The sequence below is a fragment of the Bacteroidales bacterium genome (assembly GCA_035299085.1).
Classification (GTDB): domain Bacteria; phylum Bacteroidota; class Bacteroidia; order Bacteroidales; family UBA10428; genus UBA5072.
In genome coordinates this window covers 118,100-131,126 of sequence record DATGXG010000024.1, presented here as the reverse complement: position 1 = coordinate 131,126, position 13,027 = coordinate 118,100, and the positions used below count along the sequence as shown (strand labels likewise).

Annotated in this window: 7 protein-coding genes; 2 read left to right on the top strand and 5 right to left on the bottom strand. The window is 40.6% G+C overall.

The features are described from left to right. Positions 1-92: 92 nt before the first annotated feature. Complete coding sequence (locus VK179_06990) at positions 93-1,292, top strand: hypothetical protein (protein ID HLO58469.1); 1,200 nt, start codon at positions 93-95, stop codon at positions 1,290-1,292. Positions 1,293-1,617: 325 nt separating this feature from the next. Next, positions 1,618-2,532, top strand: a complete 915-nt coding sequence (locus VK179_06985; GenBank protein ID HLO58468.1) for a TIM barrel protein — start codon at positions 1,618-1,620, stop codon at positions 2,530-2,532. 52 nt (positions 2,533-2,584) lie between these two features. Here the strand turns inward: VK179_06985 and VK179_06980 are convergent, their stop codons facing one another. From VK179_06980 to VK179_06960, 5 genes are all read right to left on the bottom strand, one after another. Then, positions 2,585-5,011 carry a glycoside hydrolase family 2 TIM barrel-domain containing protein gene (locus VK179_06980; protein ID HLO58467.1) on the bottom strand — a complete coding sequence of 809 codons (2,427 nt, stop codon included), beginning with the start codon at positions 5,009-5,011 and terminating at the stop codon, positions 2,585-2,587. Between the two features lie 146 nt (positions 5,012-5,157). Next, positions 5,158-8,406, bottom strand: coding sequence for a T9SS type A sorting domain-containing protein (locus VK179_06975; protein ID HLO58466.1), 3,249 nt, complete (start codon positions 8,404-8,406; stop codon positions 5,158-5,160). A gap of 85 nt (positions 8,407-8,491) precedes the next feature. Continuing rightward, positions 8,492-11,443 (bottom strand): T9SS type A sorting domain-containing protein, encoded by a 2,952-nt coding sequence (locus VK179_06970; protein ID HLO58465.1) that lies wholly within the window; start codon positions 11,441-11,443, stop codon positions 8,492-8,494. A 171-nt stretch (positions 11,444-11,614) separates the two neighbouring features. Beyond that, positions 11,615-12,052, bottom strand: coding sequence for a VOC family protein (locus tag VK179_06965; protein ID HLO58464.1), 438 nt, complete (start codon positions 12,050-12,052; stop codon positions 11,615-11,617). Positions 12,053-12,055: 3 nt separating this feature from the next. Next, the gene (locus VK179_06960; GenBank protein ID HLO58463.1) at positions 12,056-12,958 is read right to left on the bottom strand and encodes an SRPBCC family protein; all 903 of its coding nucleotides are present in this window, start codon (positions 12,956-12,958) and stop codon (positions 12,056-12,058) included. Positions 12,959-13,027: the final 69 nt, after the last annotated feature.

Sequence of the window (13,027 nt, the reverse complement as noted above, 5' to 3'; positions counted from 1 at the left end):
AAAAATAGGAAACACTTTTCTTTTTAAAAATGAAATGCTTTTATTTACTTTAACGTTTTAATTTCAAAAATCCATTTAATTCCTTCGATAATATGAAAAACCAATTTGAATTGACCAATGAACAGTTGATCGATATTGCAAACAGCCTTACAAAGAAGGTTGTTGCCGGTCTGCAGGAAGACGGAACGGAGATCAAATGTCTCCCGACATATATTCATCCGAAGAAAGACGGGATCAAAGGGGATGCCACCGTGTTTGACCTGGGTGGAACCAATTTCAGGGTAGCAACTGTTTCAGTGGGTAAGGAATCAAAAGTTACCGGTACTACAGAAAGGGACATAACTGAAATGAAAAATAAGGGATTTACCCGTGAAGATCTGTTCAATGCACAGGCTAAAACCCTTAGCCAGGTGGATGTTCCTGCAGATGCACCTATTGGTTATTGTTTTTCGTATCCTGCCAAATCACTTCCCGATGGTGATGCAGAACTTATTAAATGGACAAAGGGAGTAGGAATTCCCCAAATGGAAGGCCAACCTGTAGGAAAACCCCTGCTGAAATTTTTGAATGAAAACAGTACATCACGTTTTACTGACATTAAAGTGGTGAACGATACCATCACAAGTCTTTTCGCCGGATTGTTGACCCCGGGATTTGATTCCTATATTGGTCTTATTGTCGGAACCGGAACGAATATGGCTACATTTTTCCCTTCGGAGTATATCCCCAAGCTTAAGAATGTAAAAGGCTGGTCGGGTGAAACACCGGTGAACCTTGAATCAGGTAACTTTTTCCCGCCGCATCTTACGAAATTCGATGACCAGGTGGATGCCAAATCGGATAACAAAGGTTTCCAGCGTTTTGAAAAAGCAATTTCCGGAATGTATCTTGGACGGGTATTCATGGAAGCATTCCCGAATGAAACATTCAAACAGGAATTAAGCGCTGTGGATCTTTCCCGCATGATCAACAATCCTGATCAGTATAAGAAAGAATTTGTTGAGGTTGCATGGCAGATCTATGAAAGATCAGCCAGATTGGTTGCCGCTTCAATTGCAGGATTGGTTAAAAACCTCAAAACTGCAGATGCAAAGGTTAAGAAAGTACAGGTACTTGCAGAAGGCAGCCTGTTCTGGAGCAAGATCCGCACAGGAAAGAAATCGTATGCTGAAATGGTTGACGAGGTGGTGAACAAGCTCGTTAAGGATCTTGGAATGTCGGATGTAACCGTTAAGATTGCCCAGATGGAGAACGCCAACCTGATTGGCGCTGCCATGGCGGTATTGTCATAAACTTTTTGTTTATAAGAATTTCAAAAGCCGGATGATTATCCGGCTTTTGTTTTATAATGGTGGAAAGGAGCCGTCATTGCGAGCCTTCGATTTCTGCGAAGGTGAAGCAATCTGCCTGCACAGGAAAGACTTGACCAAGACAGACAATATTAAGCGAAAGTATTTCCTATTGTAATGTCTTGCCTGTTCGGGCAGATTGCTTCGTCGCATCACTAATTTTTATAATTAATAATTAATCAAGCTCCTCGCAATGACGCGCTTTTAGCATCCAATATCCGATAATTTATTCCTATCTTAGTAATACAAAATCTAAACGTCATTCAACATGAAATCATCCAGAAGAACATTTCTTAAGACCGGTGCCATGGCCATGGCTGCGGCGGCAATACTACGCGAAAAGGCACTGGCATCTTCAGCTCCTGCAAAAAGAATCGTGGGTCTGCAATTGTATTCGGTGAGGGACGAGATGGAAAAAGATCCGCTCGAAACCCTGAAACAACTTGCCGCTATGGGCTATGTTTGGGTGGAGCACGCAAATTATGTTGACCGCAAATTCTACGGTTACGAAGCAAAGGAATTCAAGAAGATACTGGATGACCTTGGACTTAAAATGGTGAGCGGTCATACGACATTCGGTTTAAACCATTGGGATGACAGTAAAAAAAGCTTTACGGCTGAATGGATGAATACTCTCGATGATGCTGCCACTCTCAGACAGCAATATGTGGTAAGTCCCTGGATGGATGAAAAAATGAGGGATTCCTATGATAATCTGAGCAAGTACCTCGATATTTTCAATCAGAACGGCAAATTATGCATGGAACGTGGTATGAAATTCGGTTATCATAACCATGACTTTGAATTCAGTCAGAAATTTAATGACAAGTCGGTTTTCGATATCATGATGGAGAAAATTGACCCGAAAAGGGTGGTGATCCAGCTTGATATCGGCAATTTATATAATGGCGGCGCCGTAGCCCTTGATGTGGTTAAAAAATTCCCGGGCCGTTTTGAACTCCTCCATGTAAAGGATGAAATCAAAGCGACCGAGGGTGAAGAAAAATATGTAAGCTGTATTTTGGGAGAAGGTATTGTCGATTGCCGGAACGTTGTCGACCTGGCTACCAAGATCGGAGGTGCCAATGTCTATATCATCGAGCAGGAATCCTACCAGGGCAAAAAGCCGATGGATTGTGTGAAAGAGGATTTGGCAGTGATGAAGAAGTGGGGATACGTATAATTAATCTTCCTGAACAGGACTTTGTAGAGACGCACAGCCGTGCGTCTCTACGTTATTCAACAACAATCGCAACCGTCTGTTTCTCCAATCCCTCCCCGGTAACCGTTACAATCACATTGCCTTTCTCAAAGTCAGAGCCAATAATAATCATGGCTTTTCCATTTAAAAGCTTTACCTGGTTTGACTGAAATTCCTCCACTGATTGCGGGTTACCATTTCCTACACCGGCGATGTGAGCCGGGCCTGTTATGGTAATATTGAGATTCTGACCGGCCAATGGACAGACATTCCCATCCTTATCTACCGCTTCAGCAAGAATATAACTTAAATCCATCCCATTGGCATGAATTGTATTCCTGTCGGGCGTAAGCCGTACCTGGTAAGGTTCACCAGCTGTTTTTAAAACTTCTTCTCCGATAATTTTTCCCTCCTTATAAGCCACGGCTTTGAGCTCACCGGGTTCATAGGCTACGTTATTCCACATCAGCCTGAATCGTTCCGTTGATTTACGGGAATTATAATTTTTATATTGCATTCCGAGCGATTTACCATTAAGGAACAGCTCGGCGCAATCGCCGTTCGTGTATACAAACACAGGAACATTTGTTGCCTTTCCCTGCCAGTTCCAGTGGGGCAGAATGTGGACCGTGTTAGACTTCTGATCCCAGTAGCTTTTATACAGGTAATACCTGTCTTTCGGAATTCCGCATAAATCAACGATGCCAAAATAGGAGCTTCTCGATTCGAAAGCATCCGCCATTCCCAATCCCCCCATCATAAAGCTCACATAAGGTGTCGGTTCACCCAGGTAATCAAAACCTGTCCACACAAATTCGCCTGCCACATAAGGTTCATCCTGCTGCCACATGAAATCATCATCGGGAATTTCTGCCCACCACGGTGCATTCAGGTCGTATGAACTTACCTGCATATCGCGGGTGAACGTATCTTTTTTTGAAGGCAGGGTCAGGTCATAATAACCGCGCGTGCTCACCGTGGATGCGGATTCACTTATAATCACCGGTTTATTCGGCTCCATCTTACGGGCAAGGTCATACCGGTGCTGGTAATTCCAGCTGTGCACGTCATAATAATCGAAATGCCTGTAAACCGCTTCTCCGGCCATATCACAGGCCATGGTTACAGGTCGGGTAGGGTCAAACTTTCTTACATAATTGACCATGGTTTGCAGCTTGTACAGGCCGTTGTTTTTATTAGTCTGCACGTCGGCCATTTCATTGCCCACACTCCATATGAAAATGCAGGGATGGTTCCTGTCGCGTTCCACAAAATTCTTAATGTTTCGTTGTGCGAATTCTTCAAAATCCGTATCCTTATTAATATCCGCTTTTCCGTCATATTTGTCGAACGCCTCATCAAAAACAAGTAAGCCCATTTTATCACATAATTCAAGCAATTCCGGGGCGGGCACATTATGGCTTGTGCGGATGGCATTACAGCCCATCGATTTCATAATTTCGAGCTGGCGTTCCATTGCTCTCGGATAGAATGCTCCCCCGAGCGGACCCTGGTCGTGGTGCAGGCAAACACCATTGAACTGAACCCTTTTGTCGTTCAGGTAAAATCCGTTATCAGCGGTAAACCGCATGGTTCGCACACCAAAAGGGGTAAGATAGGTATCCAATATTTTATCGCCGCTGCTCACAACTGTTTTCACCTGGTAGAGGACCGGGTTATTGATATCCCAATGCTGAGGATCGGATAATTCGAGTGTCGTTTCGACCATTTGTTCTCTGCCTCTTATTATTTCGGAAAGGGCTTGTTTTTTGGTAATTTCTTTGCCTTCGGCATTAATTATCGTGTTTTCAATTTTAATGCGCGCATCGGTAGAAGACTGATTTTTAACCGTGGCGGCAACCCGGACTTCAGCGAATTGAGGTTTTACAACGGGTGTGGTTACCTGTGTACCCCAAACCGCAACGTGAACCGGATCGGCAACAATCATCTGCACCTTACGGTAGATGCCGGCACCCGGGTACCAGCGGCTGTCGTGGTATCGGTTATCCACATGAACAGCCAGTTCATTCTTTCCTTTAAAATTCAGGAAGGGTGTAATATCAAAATAAAAGGAATTATAGCCATAGTCCCATTTACCGGCCAGTTTGCCATTGATGAAAATTTCAGGATTCGACATGACGCCATCAAACACAAGGTAAATCGTCTTACCGTTCCATTCCGGTTTAATGTCAAGAGCATTACGGTACCAGGCCTCACCCCGCCAGGGAAGTTTCCCGGTGTTTCCTTCGCCTTTGGGTTCCACAGGACCGTATATAGCCCAATCATGAGGAATTCTCACATCCTGCCATTTTGAGTCATCAAACTTAACCTGGGCGGCATTTTGCGGGTTTCCTTTCGAAAATTTCCAGCCGGTCTGCAGGGTGATGACTTCACTGGAAAAGGAGTTCAGGGAAATAAAGCAGGCAATGAAAAACAAAGAAGCTTTCAGCAGTTGTTTCATGGTAAGGTTAATTTGGAAGGAAAGATACTAAAAGAATCTCTGTCCGTTGACTAAAGTCTACGGCAATTCATACTTCAGAACAGCCTTTTTAGTAATAAGGTATTAAGTAATAAGGTATTAAGTAAAATCTCTTAGGCCTTAATCCCTTACTGCTTAATAACTCTTTGAATCGTTTCCCCATTCCCGGTTCTGATTTTCACCAGATACATCCCGGGTTCATTCAACACAATCTCACCCTTTTGAGAATTCCTTATTTGTAATTTCTGAACCACCATCCCGGTTGAATTCATTATGGTTACTGTTGCCTCATCGTAAACCTTTCCTAGTTCGATGGTTACCTTTCCATTGGAAGGATTCGGATACAGCTGAATATCTCCAAAGTCAACATTCTCATTTCCGGTTACAAATACCGTATAAGCCGAAGAAGTATCCACACAAGTTCCCTGGGTTACAATCACGGCGTATATGCCAGTTTGATCAGGTGTATAGGTTAAGAAAGTTTCACCTTCGATGAATGTATTGTTTTCCGCATCAATCCATTGATGCGCAGCGTTGAGATCAGTTGAAGCCAGTACAGATCCGTCGCGAATTACAGCTGTATCCACACGATCGATTTGCAGATTGACGGTTATAATGCTGTCGCAGCCACAGGATGAAGGAATCGTATCTTTATAAATTCCGGTAGTGGTCCAATTTTTACCGCCGGGTGATATATAAAAATCACAGGATTGAACCGTGAAACTGCTTTCTGAAGTATGATTTACAGTTAAGTTTACTGTAATGATACTGTCACACCCCGCTGCATTAGGAATAGTATCGGAATATACCCCGCTGGTTATCCATTTATTTTTACCGCCTGGTGAAATATATTCATTACATGATGTATTATTGATATGGCTGTATGTCGGTTTTGCAATCGATAAATCAAACCATACTATGCTGTCAGCAGCAGTGGTATCACAAATCCATTTGTTGTCTTTATAGACTATGTCGTCAATAATTAAACTATCACAGCCTGTCTCATGAATGACGGAAGCGTTGGGGCATATTGTGTATAACTGGCGCCCTTCCTGCTCCGTAATTGCCGTGAAGTACAAATTGTCTCTATATTGTGTCAGATCATTGGGACCAGGAAGAGTATCCCCTTTTGCATCCTTAACCATCGTTGGTTTCTGCACCCCGTCATATACCCATAAAACATTTACATTGTTTTCAGCATATGCGGAAAAAAACAATTTGTTGTTAGCTACAGTAAGTTGGGATGGATATTTTGGTTTTACTCCGGGTTCCATACCGGAAACCACAGAAGGAGGGTTAGTGCCATCATAGACCCATAGTTGTTGACTGTCATTCAGTTGTGAAAAATATAGATGGTCTTTATAAATTGTAAAATTCTTTGCATTAATATCACCCAGTTTAACAGGCTTTTGAGTTTCATCATATATCCAAAGATCATAATCATATGAAAACACGGTTTTATCATTAAACTGAATTCCTATAAAAGTTGAATTGTAAGGAATCGGCATGTTTTTATATTGCCATATTAAAGCATTTCCATCATATGATCCAACAGAAAGTGAATCATGATCAAAAGCAAATAACCGGATTTTGTCATTTACAATTTTCATATAACAAATTCTATGATCGCCCATATCGGCCACATCAACCGGAGCACTAACCCCATCATACTTCATAAGCATATAGCGTGAATTACCGGAATTATCATGTGAACCATAATAAATGGTATCATGAAAAACTAACAAATCGCAGGTGGATGAATTTGATATTTTATATTCAGTCAATCCGTCTGATTTAAAAAGAGATGATGAAAATCTGCCTGTCTCCCGATTATAATAATAATTATCTTTATAAGCCAGCATGTTGTATACTGTCACCGGATTAAATTCCTTTGGTAAAACTGAAAATCGCCGGCCATTAAATTGTATATTTTGGTTGGCGTTATCTTTAAAAAAGAGTTTATCATTGGCCACTTTGAGTGAATGACTACCTGATACAACCATTTTATTGTTAAAGTCCTTTACAAGAACCGGCGCCTTAGTTCCGTCAAAATACCACAATTCTCGACCATAAAGGGGATTGTCGCACGTGAAATAATACCTGTTGCCGAATATTCCCATCTCAGTAAAACTTGTGGGAAAATCGGATATTATCCGCAAGCTATCTCCCTCGTCAATAAAAACATGATCCTTCAAAACAACAAAAATTTGATTTTTAAGCTTTATGATTATATTGCTGGAATAAAAATCAACAATTTTAGACGAAGTTAAATTGACTGCCGGATTCACCCCGTCATATTTATAAAGATCCAAACGTGTATTGCTATCGCTGATTTCGGTTTGATACCAAATGTATAAGCATCCGTTAATAACCTGTTGTGATATATGATATTTAAATGGACCTAAAAAGACTTTTATGGGGTTGACCCCATCATATTCAAAGATTGTTGAATTTTTTGCGAAATAGAGTTTCTCATTAAATTCAAATAAACCCGTTGGTGAAGTATTTTCTGTTCCGTTTACAATCATTGGAGGATTTGAACCGTCATAAGACCACAACGAAATTCCATGGATGCTATCCTGTGCAGTAAAATAAAGAATGTTATTACATATTGTCACTCCTGAACCGGATTGAGCAAATTTTGCGGGAGTTCCATTGCCATTGTATTCCCATAAAAATGAAGTATTGCTGCTGTCTTTTGCGTTAAAGAACAATCTGCCGAGATATACGCTGAAATTTTCGGGGTAAGAAGAACCAGGTCCGGAATTGAGATCAGATAATATCCGGGATTGATTATTGCCATAACACCATACTTCATTTCCATGCTGTAAATCGTTGAAAGCAAAATAAATGCTGTTATTATAGCTTATTATATCCTCATAACTTCCAAATCCGCTGGCTATTTTTTTCGGATGGTTTGTCCCATCAAATTCATACAATCCGGTCGTGTCATTATATGCAGTGCTATAGTAATATAATTTATTATTTACTACTTTATAATAAGTACGCACATAAGGGGTACGGACATCATTGTATAATACAGCAGGAGCATCCTGGCCGTTATAGTGCCATAAATTATTTTCATCGGAGAAATAGTACAATTCATTATTCAGAACAAAAAACGAATAGCCGTCTCTAAATGAATAGCGGTCTTCAAATGAACCATCAATCATTTTAAGGGTGTTTGTACTATCAATTTGCCACAGTTTACCCGATGCTGTAAAAAACATTTTGTTTTGAAAGATTACCCTGTTATAAGGGTTAGAGCTTTCAGTGCTGCTTTGCATGTGATATATCTTTAATACATCATCAGCGATCAGTTTCGTTAGAGCAAGAATCACAAGTAAAAAGAGTGAGAGTAGCTTTTTGGTGTTCATATGAGAGGTGTTTAGTAATAAGGTGTTTAGTAATAAGGTGTTTAGTAATAAGGTATTAAGCAAAATCTCTTAGGCCTTAAATTCCTTACTGCTTAATTACTCTATGTATTGTTTCCTCATCCCCGGTTCTCACTTTCACCAGGTACATCCCCGGTTCATTCAACCTAATTTCTCCCTTTTGTGAATTTCTGATTTTCAATTCCTGAACCACCATCCCGGTTGAATTCATAATGGTTACAGTTGCTTCATCACAAATCTTTCCGAGATCAATAGTTACTTTACCATCAGTGGGATTAGGGTACAATTGAATATTTCCGTTACTGAACTGTTCATTTCCTGTAATATTAACTGTATAAACTGATGAAGTATCCACACAGGTTCCCTGTGTTATAATCACTGCATAACGGCCACTGTGATCCGGTAAGAATGTGTATGATGTATCATTAGGCAGGGGCTGGTTTCCGTTATCCACATTTATCCACTGATGGCCGGCTTCATAGTTGGCAGATATCAGTGCATTGCCGTTTTGTATGACTGTTACATCCACATGGGTAATTGCAAGGTCAATCTGAATAATACTGTCACATCCGGCAGAGTTCGGTATGGTATCGGTGTAAACACCGCTGGTAGTCCAGTTATATCGGCCGCTGGGTGATAGAAATGAATTACAGGATGAAATTCCCTGAAATGAAGTACTTTTCGGAAGGATAAATAAATGCAATTCTATTATGCTGTCAAGTCCGGCGATATCAGAAATTGTATCAAAGTATACGCCTGACTCGTGTATTACATGACTGTTTAACCTGAACGGATCACAGGCAGTGATGTGCAAAACTGAATCCGGAAAGGTCATTACGAAAAGTTCTTTCTGGTTGTCCTTATCCGGGGCAGTAAAATATATTTTTTTCTTATACAGCACAAGATCTGCAGCTGGTTTAAAAATTGGCACCGGTTTATTTTCATGATCATATTGATAAAAATAACTCGTACCATCCCACCCATCAAAAAAAGTTTTATCCCTGTAGCTGATGAAATTATGTGCATTGTATGGCAAGTCCATCAATACGGGAGTACCTTTTCCCGTATATTCATAAAATGTTGATCCATCCCTTAAATATAAACAGTTTCCCGAAATGTAAAATTCTTCGAAATCACCTTTTATTATTTCATTAACCGAATTATTCATGTCGAGAAAATACACTCCGTTTTCAGTCATAAAGAACAGTTGTTCCTGAAAAGTAAACCTCCCAAAATATCGAGAACCCGTTGAATCTTCTATGTTTATAACTTTCTCCGGGAATTCCATATTGAAATTGTACTTCCATAGCCAAATTGCCTGGCTTTCATCTTTAGCAGTAAAATAATAGTTGTTTTTTAACATTACAGGCAATTGAGGATTTGAATCACCGCTCCCGGGTACAAGATCTGCCAGAATGGAATAATGCCCTGCAGTATCAGCAAAATACAGCTCCCGTCCATATGTCTCATCTGGTGTTGTAGTGAGGAACCGGTTATCGCAAACTATACCCGAAAAAAAGTAATCCATTTCGGTGATACGTTTAGAATAATGATTCTTATTCATGTACCACAGACTTGCCTGTTCTGAACTGCTTAAATGAAGTTTATAATAAAAACCATCTGAAGCAGGCCATACATATTCTATATAAACATTGCTGTCAGATAAAAAGGTATAAGAGTTACTCCCGTCAAACGTTATAATAAAGCGGTCCCCCTGTATGATAAGTTCTTCATTAGTTTTCAGAATTTTTGTCGGAAAATTAGGGTTTGACGGACGGCTAATTTCTTTGGCAATATAAGGGTTACCTTTTCCATTATACGCCCATAAGTCAATACCCCCACCATCGTCCGCCAAAAAATACAAGGTATCTTTGAATACTGTTTTACAAGAAGGATTGGAACCATATGTATCGCCAAACCAGGCATGTTCAGCCGGGTTGATTTCGTCTGTCATTTTCCAGCATCCCCCGACATGACTCATATAAATAAAAAAGTATAATTTGTCCTGGAACCAAGTTAACCGGGAGTACCACCTGCCTACTTCAGAATCCAGGATACGGGGAGGATTTACTCCGTCAAAAACCCACAGGCCATCAGGATTGGTATATAATTTCCCGTTTATCAATACTCCAAAATCATCAACATCCGGAAGTTCAACCGGTGTACCGTCAAGAAGATGTGAAACAACAGGTACCCCGGTACCATCATATTCCCAGAGTAAGCCTGGAGTAAGAGCGGTATCTGCATAAAAAAATAGCTGATCGTTGATTACCTGCAAGCAGCGGGGATTAGATCCACTAGCGCCTTTATTTATATCTGCTATAAGTTCCGGTGGATTGATAAAGTCGTATATCCACAATTCGACACCAAATGTGTCATTATTGGCTGCATAGGCTAGTTTGCCATGAAACGGTTTTAAAGTACTTACAATTGCATTTGATAATTTGGGATCGTGATAGGGGGGGTCAATACCGTTGTATATCCAAAGGACCTGATCAACAGTTATAATCAGCAAATGTTTTTCACAAACTATTAACCGCTGAATATTGGGAAGGCCGGATATATTTATGGCAGTGGTATCCTCAATTTTCCATAAACCTGTTGAAGAAGTATAATATAATCCATTATTGAACCATACCAGTTTTTCGATATCAGAGGGGCACGAAACCAGTTTCTTATTGGTTATTCCATCGTATTGAAACAGTTCATGTGATATACTTTTTTCGAGAATTAGAATACTGTCATTAATATTCAGGTAATGATTAATCGGAAACTCAAAACCGGGGCCTTTTTTAGTGCCATCGAAACTGAAATTATTTTGATAGAAATGTGGATGATAAGTATATAATTTACCCTTAAAATTTATAAGGGTAAATTCAGGGCAATAAGTGTAAGGAGTATTGTTCAGATCCGCTACCTGGGTGATTGTCTGGCCTTGCCGTAAAAGGAAATAAAGCCAACAAAAGGAATAAAATTCTTGTTGCCATGTCAGTAAGGGTGTGACCTTAAATATACCCATTTACATGACCATTGGGGCAATTTTTTTGATTTTCAGCCGGAAAGAGTTGACTAATGAAAGCTATTAAGCTATTAAGCAATTAAGGCCTGAGAAATTTCCCAGACCTTAACTCCTTGTAATATTTAACCTTATTACTAAAATTTCTTAACCCCTTATTGCTTAAACTGCTTATTACTGCTTCGCCGCACAATTAAACATCCACCTCACACCATACTTGTCTGTGCAGCTGCCATAATAATCCCCCCAGAACATATCCTGGAGTTCCATTTCCACCTGGCCACCGTCGGACAGCCTGTCGAAAAGGCGTTTCGTTTCCTCACGGCTGTCCGGTTCAAGTGTGATGTAAACATTGTTCCCGAAATTCACCTTAAAACCCATGGATTCCGGTGCATCAGTTCCCATCAGTCTGTGGCCGCCCAGTAAAGGGAGCGAAATATGCATCACAAGATTTTTGTCGGCTTCTGCCAGCGGCGGTATTTCATCGGATGGCGGAATATCTCCGAACCGCGAAATTCCGCCTTCAAATTCTCCGCCAAAAATGGATTTGTAAAAATTAAACACTTCCTCGGTGTTCCGCGGGAAATTCAGGTAGGTGCTTACTCGTGCCATTTTTTATAGGTTTTGGTTAATATCATCCTGTTCTTCACAAATCGATTTAAGCTTCCGGAGTGCTCGTGGCCAGGTAGTAATAAAATAGGACCTGTATTTGTCATCTGAGTCGGCATCGATCGAAAGCAGTGTCTTTCCTTCTTTTTCTGTAAACGTGTAATTTTCAAGAGCCCCTGCCCAGCGATCCACATCGGGACCACAGAGTATTTCACGCCCGTTTTCAACAATACCCATGTGTTCAATGCTTATAAAGCGGTTGCGGATATTTTCCTTAATGATACTCACCATCCCTCCAAGACTTCCGTCCTGGGCTTCTCCTAGAAAAAGGATCTTTGAACCTTTTTCCCAGGAGCCCTTAAACCTTGAAGTGGGATTAAACTCGGAAGTCCATTCGGAATAACCCTTTTCATCAATCATCGTGGTATACACCTTTTCAGGGGGTGCTTCAATGAAGATTTCAAAATGCAGCATTTCCGTTTTTGCTGACTTCTCCATGTATTTCCTGAAATTGGTAAGTATAGCCTGCCATCCCTTCATCTGTAATTCAATCGAATTCAGCTGTTCGGTTTCCACAACTTCAGTTACAACGGTTTTATTACCATCAGATGTAAAATTTACCTGTGCAGTCCTCCCGTCATTCATTGTATATTTTATCTGGTGAAGCAACGCGATGCTTGTATATTCACCGGCAAAATCAAATCCGTCGCTGCCATCCCTGGCTTCCATGCGGTAATTGAATCTTCCGCCAATTCTGAAATCGTTTTCAGCCCTTGGGGTATACCAGTCCTCCGAGGCATTATTCCAGTTCATAATATGTTTCGGGTCAGTCCAGTAACTCCAGACTTTTTCAACCGGGGCATTTATCTCGGTTTTCACAGTTATAGTCGTCTTTTCGGCAGTTATCATGATCATTACATTTAAGGTTTCTTTCATAACAATCCGGCAAACTGAAAGTTTTTAATCAACGGGTCACAA